Genomic DNA, 13,379 nt, shown 5'->3' with positions numbered 1-13,379 from the left:
CGTTTCGGAGCTCGAGCCGCTGCCTGTCGGCTCTCTGCTCAAAGCATCCCCATCTTCAATCGTTCAACTTGCGGAAATCCAACATGAATAAGAACCGTTCTTCTCGATGGCTGCGCGGTACGACGTGGATCGCGCTCGGGCTCGCGACTCTCGCTGGATGCTCCGATGCGGGCGAAGGCGATGGCACGGGCGGCGCGGGAGGAGCTGGCAGCACGACCAGCGCCGGCACGACCAGCAACGGCACGACGAGCGGCGCCACGACGAGCGGCGCCACGACGAGCGGCGCCACGACGAGCGGCGCCACGACGAGCACCGCCACGACCAGCGCCAGCACCGGCGGATCAAACGAAGGTGGCGGCGGTGCGGACGCCTCGACCAGCGTGTCCACCAGCGCGTCGACCAGCGCGTCCACCGGAGCCGGCGGCTCCGAGCCCACGGGGAAGTTCGTCGGCAACATCACGACGCGCGGCGCCGTGCGCGACGGCTTCGCGAAGTACTGGAACCAGATCACGCCTGAGAACGAGGGGAAGTGGGGCGAGGTCGAGAAGAGCCGCGGGAACAAGGACTGGAGCAAGCTCGACAGGATCTACAAGTACGCGCAGGACAACAACATCATCTTCAAGCACCACGTCTTCGTGTGGGGCTCCCAGCAGCCCAGCTGGGTCGGGAGCCTCCCCGGCAACGAGCAGCAGGCGGCCGTGCGGGACTGGATGAAGTCGTTCTGCGAGCGCTACCCCAAGACGAAGTACATCGACGTGGTCAACGAGCCGCCGCCCCACACCACGCCGTCCTACAAGAACGGCATCGGCGGAGACGGCGCCAGCGGCTGGGACTGGATCGTCAACTCCTTCAAGTGGGCCCGCGAGTTCTGCCCGAACGCGAAGCTGATCCTCAACGACTACAACAACATCGAGTATCAGAACGACCACAACAACTTCATGAAGATCGCGAGGGCGGTCATCGCAGCGGGCGCCCCGGTCGACGCCATCGGCGCGCAGGCCCACGACGCGTACAAGATCAACACCAACACCGTCAAGGGCTTCATCGACCAGCTCGCCTCGCTGGGCAAGCCTGTGTACATCACCGAGTACGACATCGGCGAGGCGAACGACAACAGGCAGAAGCAGATCATGGAGGAGCAGTTCACGATGTACTGGAACCACCCCTCGGTCCAGGGCATCACCCTGTGGGGTTACATCGTCGGCACCACCTGGCGGGACAACACCGGCATCCAGTATGACGACGGCAGGATGCGGCCGGCCATGCAGTGGCTGATGGACTTCCTGGATCGCGGGTGATTGATGTCACGCTCGAGCGTTGATCCCCGCTCGTACAACGCACATCAAGCAGGCCGACGCCAGCCTGTGCGTCGGCAAATCGCGGATCTTCGCGATCATGACCTGGAATCCTCACGACGTCTGGGATTTCCTTACGCAGTTCTGAGCTGAGGGTTCAACGACGGCGCTCGGTGCGCGTCGTCGGAGAGTAGCCGGGCTGGAGAGCTGGAGCGTCGTCTGCCGCCGATGTTCACCTTCCGCGGGAGACGATCGCTGCCAGCTCGCCCAGCCGGCTGTCTCTACGACGAACCACTCGGCGAGAGGCGCCGGGGCGCCATGAACCGAGCGACCCACGACATCGGCAGTGCCTGACATCCTTCAGGAGAGCAGCAAGGATTCAAGAATGGCAACGAACACGATACCCTTCCAACGTAAGCTCTTCGGGGCGGCGTTGTTGCTTTGCGGCGCGACCGCGCTTCCGTCCGTCTCCCTGGCAGACAATCCCGTCGTACAGACCAATTATACCGCGGATCCGGCTCCCATGGTCCACGGTGACACGGTGTACCTCTACACCGGGCACGACGAAGACAGCGCCACGGACTGGTTCGGGATGAACGAATGGAGGGTGTATTCCTCCAAGGATATGGTGAACTGGACCGATCACGGGTCGCCGCTGAAATTCAGCGATTTCAGCTGGGCAAAGGGAGACGCGTGGGCAGGCCAGGCCATCCACAGGAACGGGAAGTTCTACTATTACGTTCCTGTCACGAGCCGCTCGCTGAACAGGATGACCATCGGCGTGGCCGTGTCCGACAGTCCCACCGGCCCGTTCAAAGACGCCCTGGGAAAGCCGTTGATCACGGCCGATTGCGGAGACATCGATCCGACGCCGTTCATCGACGACGACGGCCAGGCTTATCTGTACTGGGGAAACCCGAGCGTGTGCTACGTGAAGCTGAACGAAGACATGATCTCCTACCAGGGAGACGTCGTGCGCGTGCCCATGACGGCGGAGAGCTTCGGGCAGCGCACCGGGAATGACGATGGTCGCCACAAGACCAAGTACGAAGAAGGTCCGTGGCTCTACAAGCGCGATGGGCTGTACTACCTGGTGTACGCGGGGGGCCCTATCTCGGAGTACATCGCCTACTCGACGAGCAGCAAGCCCACCGGCCCATGGACTTACCGGGGGGTCATCATGCCCACGGAGGGCAGCAGCTTCACCAACCACGCGGGCGTCATCGACTTCAAGGGGAGCTCCTACTTCTTCTATCACAACGGCGCCTTGCCGGGCGGTGGCGGGTATCACCGCTCGGCCGCCGTCGAGCGGTTCACGTTCAACGCCGACGGCACATTCCCGACGATCAAGATGAGCAAGGAGGGCCCGCCCGGCGTCGGCAACCTGAATCCGTATGTCATGACGGAAGCGGAGACCATCGCCTGGGAATCCGGCGTGGAGACCGAGGTATGCGGCGAGGGGGGAATGAACGTCGGGTCGATTGAAAACGGCGACTACATCAAGGTGAAGGGCGTCGATTTTGGCACCGGCGCGGTGTCCTTCGACGCGAGGGTGGCCTCGGCGAACGCTGGCGGCAGCATCGAGCTGCGCCTCGACAGCGCGACCGGCACGCTGGTGGGGACCTGCATGGTCGAGGGTACCGGCGGCTGGCAGACCTGGGTCACCACGTCCTGTGCGGTCGACGGCGCGACAGGGATACACGATCTGTTCCTGAAGTTCACCGGTGGGAGCGGTTTCCTGTTCAACGTCAACTGGTGGAAATTCACTCCGCTCGACGCCCCGGATCCCGATCCGACGGGCGCCGGTGGCGCTGGCGCCGGGGGCGCTCCGGACGTGGGTGAAGGCGGAGCGACCGGCAGCGGCGGAGCGGGCGGGGGTGTGAGCAGCGGCAGCGCAGCGACCACCGGCAGCGGAGCCACGGCGGGCAGCGGAGCGACGGCGGGCAGCGGAGCAACGGCGGGGAGCGGCACGGGCGGCGCTGGCGGTACGACCGCTGGCGGCGCCAGCGGCGACGAGGGCGGGTGCGCCTTCCGGGTCCAATCCGGGCCCAGCTCCCCCGCGGGCGCTCTCGCAGCCTTGATCGCGCTGGGCGCGGTCGCCGCGCGGCGGCGTCGTGCCCGAGGCGCCGGGCGGAGCGGGGCCGCCGCGAATTGACGGTCTGGTGCAATCATTGGAGGTTTGATCATGTTCTCGAGAGTTCGCTCAGGTTCAATGCTCGCAGCCGCCTCGCTGGCGCTCGCTTTCAGCTCGACCGCGGCCGCGAAGCCCTACAAGGGCGCAGAGGTTTACTCGTCCCAGAGCTATCTTCAGGGTCGCATCGAGATGCGCATGCGCATGTCGCGCGGGAGCGGCATCCTGTCGACCTTCTTCACCTACAAGAACGGCTCCGAGATGTCCGGCGCGTTCTGGGAGGAGATCGACATCGAGGTCTTCGGGAAGGACAACGCCCGGAGCTGGCAGTCGAACATCATCACCGGGATGGGCACGAAGGTGACGTCGGAGGCGGTGCACAACGCGGGCGTCTCCCTCGCGGACGCCTATCACACCTACGCGCTGGAGTGGACGCCGGACTACGTGGCGTGGAGCATCGACGGGCGAGAGATCAAGAGAACGACGGGGGCGCAGGTGACCTCCCTGAAGAATCCCCAGTCTTTTCGCTTCAACACGTGGTCCTCCGACGCCACCGAATGGGTCGGAGCGTTCGACGATTCCGCCCTCCCGCAGCACCAGTTCGTCAACTGGATCAAGTACTATCGTTACAACAACGGGAACTTCGAGCTCGCGTGGCAGGACGACTTCAACTCCCTGGACAGCACGCGATGGAGCAAAGGGGACTGGACGTTCGACGGGAACCGCGTGGACTTCGACCCGCAGAACGTGACGGTGAAGGACGGCACGCTGGTGCTGTCGCTGACGCGGGAGGGGCAGACCGGGTTCACCGGAGCTGTGCCCCGCGATGAGGACACCGGGACGGGCGCGGGCGCGGGCGGGGCGGGGGCGACAGCCAGCTCCTCCAGCAGCGGCGCGGGCGGGGCGGAGGCGACGGCGAGCTCCTCCGGCAGCGGCGAGGGCGGGGCCGCGACGACGGCGAGCTCCTCCGGCAGCGGCGAGGGTGGGGCCGCGACGGCGGCCAGCTCCTCCGCCAGCGGCGAGGTCGGGGCCACGACGGGGGCCAGCGCCTCCGTGGGCGCCGGCGCGACGGGCGAGGGAGGTGGGAGCGACGGAACGATGCCGGACGACGAGTCCTCCGACGGAGGCTGCGGGTGCGTCGTCGCCGGAGCCAGCGCCACGACGAGCTCGTGGGCCGCAGCGCTCGCCCTGGGGCTCTCCGCCCTGGCGATGCGACGGCGCCGGCCCCGCGGCTGACCTCGCAAGACGCTCGAAGGCGCCGCGGGGCGGGGGGCTCGCCGCCGCGACCGTGACGACACCGGGCGCCGCGGGGTGCGGCTAGTTCCGCGTGTCATGAATCCCGCCAGGGATCTGCCTCGCAAATGAAGGGAGATTTTGACGCAAAGGCGCCAAGAGCGCAAAGACGCAAGAAAACACAAATCTATTCTTTTTTTTGCGACTTTGCGACTTTGCGACTTTGCGTTGAAATCTCTCTCCGGATCCCTGGCGGGACCTCTGGCGCACGGAGCTAGATCTTCTCCCAGCGCCTGCTCTCGGCGGAACGGAAGAGCGCGTCGATGACCCGCATGTTGCCGACCGCGACCTCGATCGAATTCTCGACGGGGCCGCCCGTGCGGATGGCGCGCGAGAACGCCTCGCTCTGCAGGTGGTACTGGTCGACGACGGGGAACGAGGTGACCTTGGCCGAGCTGCAGTTCAGCGTCGAGCCGTCATCGAGGAAGATCTTGCACGGCTGGTCGGCGGGGGCGTTGAACGGGATCTCGATCTCGATGCGACCCTTGGTCCCGAGCGCGTTCACGCGCTGGTAGGCCACCGCCTGCGTGCTGCACGTGAAGGTCAGGTGCGCGCCGCCGTAGTCGAGCAGGCCCGAGGTCAAGCGATCGGTGCCGAACTCGGGATCGCGCTCGACGAGCACCATCGCCCGCAGGGGCTCGCGCCCGAACAGCAAGCGCGACGTGTTCACCGCATAGCAGCCGATGTCGTAGAGCGCGCCGCCCCCGACTTGTTCCCTGTTGCGGATGTTGGTGGCGTCGCGGTTGAAATACGAGAACGCCGCCTGGACGCTGACCAGCTCGCCGATCCGGCCGCTTCGCACCCACTCCCTGGCTTGCTGCCACTGCGGGTGGTAGCGGATCATGAACGCTTCGGCGATCCGCTTGCCCGTCTCGTGCTGCACGTCGACCAGCGCCGCGGCGTCCTTGGCGCTGAGCGCTATCGGCTTCTCGCACAGGACGTGCTTGCCGGCGCGGGCGGCGCGCGCCGACCACTTCACGTGCAGGTGGTTGGGCAGCGGGTTGTAGACGGCCTCGATCTCCGGATCGTCGAGCAGCTCATCGTAGCTGCCGTACGCCTTCGGGATCCCGAGAGACTGCGCGGCGGCGCGCGCCTTGTCGATGTCGCGCGATGCCAGCGCGGCGATCTCGGTCAGGGGCCCCCGCTTCATGCTGGGCAGGCTGACCTTCAACGCGAAGTTGCTCGCCCCGAGGACGCCCCAGCGCACGGGGGTGATGGATTCGCTCGACTTCGGATCTTGTGCAGATGTGGACATGGGCACCTTGCAGCGCGCGACGCGGGTGGCCGACGGCGCGTCTATAAACGCTCGACGTGAATCGACCCGACGGGTAGGGCCAGGGCCTCGACGCTGGAAGGAGCGCGCGCGCCCCGCGCGAGGAGCGGAGAGGGCGAGAGGAGGGTGCGGCGCCTCGGAGGGGGTGTCACCGTGTTTCGCGGCGTACTCTGCCTTGTACAGAACCGCCTTGATCCAGCCCCTGCATCGGACAGGTTTGCTGTCCTTTGGCGCCGCAGCCGAAATCCTTCCCGTCGGCAACCGATGCAGGGACGTCCGCCGTCCCGCCCGCGGCCCACGCTGCGCCCGCAAAGCCGCCTGCAAACCCGCATGCAAAGCCAGTGCCGACGCTCACCATCACGGCACCCATCAGCTTCACGCTCATCCACATCCGACGTCTCCTGGTCAGGGAGGGGGCAAGCTCGGCCGCATGATCGCAGCTCGGACACAGATTGTGATCGTTCACATGGCGGGGTCAATCAAAAATTGACCGACGCGCAGCCTCGCTCGGCCTCGAGCGACGCGGGCGGCGACGCGTGGCGGTGGCCGGCCGCCGCCACGCGTGAGCTGTCCTACGAGCCTGGCTTCTGCGAGGCTGTAGGTTTCACGGAGCCTGGATGGTGCCGTTGCGCAGCACCGGCTCGGCCTCGACCAGGATGCGTGCGGCTCTGGAGGGCCCCGCCAGCGTCGTCCCAGCTCGGGATGAGGGGGCCCGCGTGCCGGTCGATTGGCGTTGACTCCTGAAATGTGATCGTTCACATTCGGCTCAGGGGTATCCTTTTGCTTCGCCCTCGGTGGGCGTCATGCGCGCCGAGACCTTCGTCTTCTGATCGGTTCCGGTGTCGATTCCATTCGTTCGGCCGTCGCGGAAGCGATTGCCGATCGATGGTGCTTGGCGTTTCGCCAGAGGCGATTCACCAGAGGCCACGACAAGCTTTGCTGATTCGACGGCTGTCGTGATGCCCTAGGTGCTGTCAGCTGGAATTTTCTCGGGAGCCCGGCGAGGCGGCCGGATGGCAACTTCGGGGGCGGCGTAACCTGGGTTGTGGCGGGCCATGCCTCAGCCCCTCCTCGGGCGCAGCAGTGTCATCACAGCGGCCCGGTCCGGTATCAGGTGCTCCAGGTTCCGTCATGCCGGGCGAGCTTGGCTCGGCGATGCGAGCACCTGCTCCGGGGCATGGTCGCGAGATGTGGGTTACCGCGCGTCGTCATCCCCTTGCATTATCGGAGAGCAAGATGAAGAAGCCGTCGTGGCACGAGCTCCGTTCCTCAAAAGAGATCGCCGCCGTTTGCGCGCTCGCGTTCGCGGCCGCGTGCACGGGCGCGCTGGGTGACCCGACGGAGGGCGCTGGGGCATCCTCCAGCGGGGGAGATGGAACGTCGCCGGACTCGGACCCGCCGCCGTTCCAGCCCGCGGCCGGGATGTTGCGCCGTTTGACGAGAACGCAGTTCCGCAACGCCGTGCGCGACATGCTGGGCGTCGAGGTCGATATCAATCAGCTCGACGCCGACAGCTGGAACGGGAATTTTGCGGTCATCGGCGCATCGACCGTCGTGACCTCGGAGCGAGGCGTCGAGCAGTACCACGCGGCCATCGAGAGCGCCGTCGACGCGGTGTTCGCGGATCGCGCGAAGCGGGACCAGTTCATCGGCTGCGCGCCCAGCGGCGCGGAGAACGACGCTTGCGTGCGTGGCTTCCTCCAGACGCAGGGGCTTCGAGCGTGGCGGCGCCCGCTCGAGACCGCCGAGCTCGACCGGCTCGCGGCCGTCGCCGCGAAGGCCGCGACCGAGCTCGAGAGCGCCGTCGAGGGGGCCCGCTGGGCGACCGTGGCCCTCTTCACCTCTCCGAACTTCCTGTATCGCCCGGAGCTCGGGGCGCCGAGCGCCGACGGGTCGCTTCGCTTGACGGGCTACGAGATGGCGTCCCGGCTCGCGTTCCTGTTGTGGAACAGCCTGCCGGACCAGGAGCTGCTCGACGAGGCCGCGAGCGGGGCGCTCGGAACGGTGGAGGGGATCCGCGCGGCGGCGACGCGGCTGCTCGAGACGCCCGCCGGGCGCGAGGCGGTCGGCGCCTTCGCCGAGGAGTACATGCGGCTCGATCGGATCGGCACCCAGGCAAAGGACTCGGGGCTCTTTCCGGAGTACAACCCGGCGCTGCAAGCGGCGATGGTCCGCGACATGCGAGGCACCTGGGAGGTCCTCGCGTTCGACGATCAAGCGAGCGCGCTCGACCTGTTCGCGACCACGAAGGTCGTCGTCAACAGCGACCTCGCCCAGCTCTACGGTCTCGACACCGCCGGCCTCGGCTCGGGCGCCTTCGAGATCCGCTCGTTGCCCGCGGACGGCCCGCGCATCGGGATCCTCAGCAAAGCGGGCTTCCTCTCGCAGTTCGCGAACCAGAAGGAGGGCTCTCCCACCTTGCGCGGCAAGTTCATGCGCGACGCCCTCATGTGCACGCCCATCCCGCCGCCGCCCGGCGACGTCGCTCTCGAGCTCCCGGAGCCGCCTGCGGACAAGCCCCTCACGAAGCGTCAGCGGCTCGAGAACCACCGGACCAAGCCCGCCTGCGCCGGCTGCCACTCGTACATGGACCCGCTGGGTCTGCCGCTCGAGACCTTCGACGCGATCGGCCGCTTCCGCACCACCGACCACGGCCTGCCGATCGACCCGAGCGGCGAGTTCGACGGGCAACCGGTGGCCGACGCGCGCGCGCTCGGCCTGACCCTCAGCGCGGACGCCTCGGTCGCGGAATGCCTCGTCCGCAAGTACTACACGTATGCAGCGGGTCACGAGGAGAGGAAGGTGGACGCGAGCGTGCTGAACGCGCTGACCGCCTCGTTCGAAGGGTCGGGGTACAAGCTGCGCGAGCTGGTCCTCGACGTCGTGACCAACGACGCTTTCTCGTCCGTCGCCCCCCAACCCTGATCGCAGGTACCCCAATGACGAACAAAGCCTTGAACCGACGAACTGTTCTCCGGGGCATTCTGGCGACGGGCGCCGCCGTCACGATCCCGCTCCCCCTGCTCGAGATCATGCTGAACGAGAGCGGCACGGCGCTCGCTCAGACGAAGACCCCGGTCTCGCCGCTCTACGTCACGTGGTTCTTCGGGAACGGCACGCTTCCCGGCCGCTGGAAGCCGACGCGCACGGGCTCCGGTCAGGCCTGGGATCTCAGCCCCGAGCTCCAGCCCCTCGCGGACCTCAAGTCGTACCTCACGGTGATCAGCGGCCTCGAGAACAAGCTCGTGGTATCCGGCGTCGAGCACCCCACGGGGTCGGCGGGGGCCACGACCGGCGCGCCGCTCAGCGGGAACGCCGTGCGGGCCGCGTCCATCGACCAGGTCGTCGCGAACGCCATCTCGGCCGGGGCGCCGTACCGCTCCCTCGAGCTGGGATTGACGCCGGCGACGCCGGGCGGCCCTCAGGACTCGCTGCATACCGTCTCGCACAAGGGGCCGAACGCGCGCAACAACCCGGAGTTCGATCCGAAGGCCGTGTTCAATCGATTGTTCATGAGCGGCTTGCCCGAGCCCAGCGATGACGGCGCGGCTCAGGCCACGAAGATCGCGAACGTCCGGAAGAGCGTGCTCGACTCCATCCTGCAGGACGGCGCGAGCCTGAAGCAGCGGCTCGGGGCGGCCGACAGGCGTCGTATCGAGGAGCACCTCGAGTCGATCCGCGCCATCGAGCAGCGCCTCGAGACCATGCCGTCCGGCGGCGATCCGACGGCAGCGTGCAAGAGCCCGACGGCCCCCACCGTCGGCAAGGATTCGCAGAGCGAGGCGCCCCCTGCGGTGAACGCCGCCATGGTCGAGCTCTCGGCGCTCGCGCTCGCGTGCGAGAGGACCCGCGTGCTCTCGTTCATGTTCTCGCTGCCCGCCGCGCACGTCTACTACCGGCACCTCGCGCAGGACATGAACGACGACTTCCACGACACCATCTGCCACGGAGATGCCGGGGACCAATCGAGTCAGCCTCGCGTCGACAAGGGCGTGATCTACACGATGCGCTGCCTGAACGAGTTCTTGACGAAGCTCAAGAACACGCCGCACGGCAGCTCGAACCTGCTCGACAGCTCGCTCGTGTACGTCACGTCCGACACCGCGTGGGGCAAGGTGCACACGAGGACGGAATGGCCGGTGCTCTTCGCGGGGAAAGCCGGAGGGCGGCTGCGCGGCGACGAGCATCGCAACTTCCCCGGCGACAACCTGAGCAAGGCGCTCCTGACGGTCGCCCAGGTCATGGGCGTGAACGTGACAGAGATCGGCATCGACGCGGGGCGGGTCACGTCGCCGCTCGCGGGCATCCAGGTCTGAGCGCGGCGTCGCGGCGCCTGGAAGAGGCGCTCGCCGACCTGCCCGCGCTACCGTATCGTCCCCAACGTTATCATCCCCAACGTAGGATACTGGTTCTATGAACTCGATTTCATCGTTCGCTACAGCGCGGCTCGTCTGCGCGAACCGCACCGCCATCGATGACCCCGGTCCGAGCCCCGATACCGTGGGGATGCGGAGTATCTGCGCAACGCCGGCGATGGCTCTGCTTGCGCTGCTGCTTACGGTCGCCGGATGCAGCAGCACCGAGACGGGCGGCGCGGGGGGAGCCGGGGGAACCGGGGGAGCAGCGCCGGGCGATTCCGGTACGCATGACGCCGCGTCGGGCTCGGGCGGCGGCGGTGGCTCGGGTGGCGACGGCGGCTCCGGCGGCAGCGGTGGCTCGGGCGGCGGCGACTCGGGCGGCGGCTCGGGCGGCGGCGGTGGCTCGGGTGGCGGCGACGCCGCTCCGGATCTCGCAAGTTATGCGAGCGGGTTGGACAAGCTGTTCGTCGATGCCCCGTGCGCCCCGTCGACGCCCTTGCCGCTGGCCTCCATGGCGACGTGCAATCATCCGCCCAACACCCAGCGCATCGAGAAGCAGGTGATCTTCGGCGGCGATCCGGGCACGACGTACTCGGTCAAGCTGCGGGTGCGCGGGATCTGGGAGCCGACGGACATCGAGGGGGGCGAGATGCCCATGAAGCCGTTCATGATCGGCGGCAGCGTCGGCCCCAACGACTCCATCAACTACCAGCAATATTCGATCGAGGTGAGCGAGCCGCGCCAGACGTACTGGCTGAACAATTATCAGTACCGCGCTCACGACATTCACAAGGAGGACTACGAGGCGACGATCCAGGTCAACGGCGGCGCCATGGTCAAGGTGGTGATGAACGACGGCAACGAGCGCCAGATCGCCAACTGGACCAAGGACTATTTCGAGGGGCTGCCGCCGTACGACACGGCGCCGACCACCGGCCAGATGCTGCGCCTGGACGTGGTGTCGGTGAGCAAGTAGGGCGCGCCGGGGCCCGACGGCCTCGCTCGGCCCATGATCTCGTCCGCGTCCGGAGGTGCAGTGCGGCCCTGGACGCGCCGTGCTCCGGCCGCGGACAGCTGTTGAGCACGCGCTCGCCCACACCGCGTCGCGGAGAGGGCACCGCGCGCACCATGGGCGCCAGGAGAGACCTGTTCGACGCCCGGCGCGCAGCGGCGAGCCAGAGCCTCGAGGCGGCCCAGCAAGCGGATCGAGGAGGCGGAGCAACCTGTTGGAGCTCGATGAACTCCAACAGGTTCGGCCCGCTAGCGAACTGCCTTCAACAGGCCGAGGCGGTACGGGAGCTGCGAGTATTCGCCGCCCGAGCTCGGGTTGCGTCCTTGATACAGGAACTGCAGATTGCAGGTGTCGAGCGTCGCGGTTTCGTCGTTGCTATCGCGCACCAGCTCGCCATGGCTGACGTCGTCGCTCCAGTCAGCCACGCCTGACGCGTAGGTCACGTTGTTTTGACCTGCGAACGGCGCGTTCCAGGTATGCGCGAGCGGGGTCCACGCGCCGTCGAGGCGATCCGCGGTGAACGAGCGATAGAACCTGGCGCCCGTCGGGCCGATGGCCTCGATCACGGTCAAGTACTTGTTCATGCCCTTGATCTTGTACGTGGAGCTCCCCTCGAACAGATTGTTACGATTCGAGTCCTGAAGGGCGACGGAGACCGGGCCGAACCCGTTCGGAAAGTTCTGCAGGGTGGTCTGGCTGCGGTACATCCGACCGTCGTCGCCGGTGAAGAAGAGGTAACAATTGGCGCTGTCGCAGATCGCCCAGTAATCGATGGGCAGGCTGGGCATGCCAGCGGGCGTGGACGCGAAGAAGTTCTGGGGTCTGGTCCAGGTCTCCGGGCGGCTCGGGTCGCTGGTCGTGGAGAACTGCGGCGGCTGCGATTGATAGATGAGGTACCACTTGTTCTGAGGCCTGAAGAAGAACATCTGCGGCGCGCACCGATAGCCGCTGAAGCCGGGCGTGCGATCCATGTAGTATTGCGGCGCGGACGCGGCCTGAGACCAATCGGTGAAGTTCAGGTAAGTCATCTGCCAGTTCCCGGCGGTGTTCGCCGTGGTGGCGTAGATGTGCCATCGGTCGTTGAAGAAGGAGACCGTCGGATCTTTGATGGACACGATATTGTGAGTCGAGTCGGACTTCGGGCTTACCAGCATGCCGCTCGACTGCCAGCGGAAGGTGGTGGGCAAGCCGCAACCTTCGCCGCCGCCGGTTCCGCCGCTGCCTCCGGCTCCGCCGCTGCCGCCGGCGCCCCCGCTGCCGCCGGTGCCGCCGGTGCCGCCGGTGCCGCCGGTGCCGCTGCTGCTGCCCGAGCTCACGGGTGTGATCCGGAACTGCTGGTTGGTCCCGCCGTTCGACGCCCATTGAACCAAGGAGGTGCCGTCGGCGGTGCCGCGTCCGTAGACGTCCAGGGACTTGCCGCTGTTGCGTGCGGTGAGGCGCACGACGCCGCTGGAGACGTCGGTGAACGACCACTGCTGGTTTTCCCCCGTCCAGCAGGAGTATTGCTGGATGCGGGCGCCGTCGCTGGCGGAGGCGCCGGCGACGTCCATGCAACGGTTGCTGTTGACGTTGCGGATGCGATAGTAGCCGCCGCCTGCCGATTCCATGCGGAACTGTTGGCGCGTCGAGCCGTTGCAGCTGGCGATCTGCAGGGCCGCTGCATCAGCGGTGCTGCCTCCAGCCACTTCGACGCATTTTCCACTCTGGACGCCGGCGATCGTGTAGGTCGCCGCGGTATCGATGGTGACGCCTTCGGCCAGCGCATCGAACTCGTGACCGTCTTCATCGAGCTGCTCGGCGGAGACGCACGCAGCCGTGGCGGCGAACGTCGCGAGCAGCGGCCATCGCCTGAATCGGATTCTCATCATCATCCCCTCTGTTCAAAGGTATACGAAGCGGTAGGTAAGGCACATTGGAAGGCGCCCGGGATCGGCTGCGCAAGCTCGGCCCTACGGGGAGACTCCGTGGAGCCGCGACCGAGCGGACGAGCCTGCGCAGCGATCAACTGACGCGCGGA

General features: G+C 67.0%; 10 protein-coding genes. 6 read left to right on the top strand and 4 right to left on the bottom strand.

The window, feature by feature from the left end; genetic code table 11:
- Positions 1 to 55: 55 nt before the first annotated feature.
- Positions 56 to 412 carry a hypothetical protein gene (locus tag WMF29_RS24940; protein WP_437322645.1) on the bottom strand — a complete coding sequence of 119 codons (357 nt, stop codon included), beginning with the start codon at positions 410 to 412 and terminating at the stop codon, positions 56 to 58.
- On the opposite strand from WMF29_RS24940, the gene WMF29_RS24935 reads away from it, so the two are divergent.
- From WMF29_RS24935 to WMF29_RS24925, 3 genes are all read left to right on the top strand, one after another.
- Entirely contained in the window at positions 381 to 1,298 is a 918-nt protein-coding gene (locus WMF29_RS24935; RefSeq protein ID WP_272093513.1) for an endo-1,4-beta-xylanase, read from the top strand. The two genes, WMF29_RS24940 and WMF29_RS24935, sit on opposite strands and share 32 nt — an antisense overlap.
- Positions 1,299 to 1,680: 382 nt before the next feature.
- A complete protein-coding gene (locus WMF29_RS24930) occupies positions 1,681 to 3,450 on the top strand; it encodes a glycoside hydrolase family 43 protein (RefSeq protein WP_437322644.1) in 1,770 nt (589 codons plus the stop codon).
- Positions 3,451 to 3,480: 30 nt separating this feature from the next.
- On the top strand, positions 3,481 to 4,662 hold the full coding sequence (locus WMF29_RS24925; RefSeq protein WP_437322643.1) for a family 16 glycosylhydrolase: 1,182 nt from the start codon (positions 3,481 to 3,483) through the stop codon (positions 4,660 to 4,662).
- A gap of 271 nt (positions 4,663 to 4,933) precedes the next feature.
- Here WMF29_RS24925 and WMF29_RS24920 read toward each other — a convergent pair whose 3' ends face one another.
- Positions 4,934 to 5,974 (bottom strand): Gfo/Idh/MocA family protein, encoded by a 1,041-nt coding sequence (locus WMF29_RS24920; protein ID WP_437322642.1) that lies wholly within the window; start codon positions 5,972 to 5,974, stop codon positions 4,934 to 4,936.
- A gap of 166 nt (positions 5,975 to 6,140) precedes the next feature.
- Positions 6,141 to 6,377, bottom strand: coding sequence for a hypothetical protein (locus WMF29_RS24915; protein ID WP_437322641.1), 237 nt, complete (start codon positions 6,375 to 6,377; stop codon positions 6,141 to 6,143).
- A gap of 746 nt (positions 6,378 to 7,123) precedes the next feature.
- Here WMF29_RS24915 and WMF29_RS24910 point away from each other — a divergent pair.
- The 3 genes from WMF29_RS24910 (at position 7,124) to WMF29_RS24900 (ending at position 11,326) form a co-directional block, all read left to right on the top strand.
- Positions 7,124 to 8,917 (top strand): DUF1592 domain-containing protein, encoded by a 1,794-nt coding sequence (locus WMF29_RS24910; protein WP_437322640.1) that lies wholly within the window; start codon positions 7,124 to 7,126, stop codon positions 8,915 to 8,917.
- A 29-nt stretch (positions 8,918 to 8,946) separates the two neighbouring features.
- Positions 8,947 to 10,308, top strand: coding sequence for a DUF1552 domain-containing protein (locus tag WMF29_RS24905; protein ID WP_437322639.1), 1,362 nt, complete (start codon positions 8,947 to 8,949; stop codon positions 10,306 to 10,308).
- A 97-nt stretch (positions 10,309 to 10,405) separates the two neighbouring features.
- Positions 10,406 to 11,326 carry a hypothetical protein gene (locus tag WMF29_RS24900; protein WP_437322638.1) on the top strand — a complete coding sequence of 307 codons (921 nt, stop codon included), beginning with the start codon at positions 10,406 to 10,408 and terminating at the stop codon, positions 11,324 to 11,326.
- A gap of 284 nt (positions 11,327 to 11,610) precedes the next feature.
- Here the strand turns inward: WMF29_RS24900 and WMF29_RS24895 are convergent, their stop codons facing one another.
- Complete coding sequence (locus WMF29_RS24895; protein WP_437322637.1) at positions 11,611 to 13,233, bottom strand: non-reducing end alpha-L-arabinofuranosidase family hydrolase; 1,623 nt, start codon at positions 13,231 to 13,233, stop codon at positions 11,611 to 11,613.
- Positions 13,234 to 13,379: the final 146 nt, after the last annotated feature.

It is taken from the genome of Sorangium sp. So ce381 (genome assembly GCF_051473845.1).
GTDB classification, from domain to species: Bacteria; Myxococcota_A; Polyangia; order Polyangiales; family Polyangiaceae; genus Sorangium; species Sorangium atrum.
Note: the sequence above shows the minus strand (reverse complement) of the source record. Positions and strands in the feature narration are given on the sequence as shown.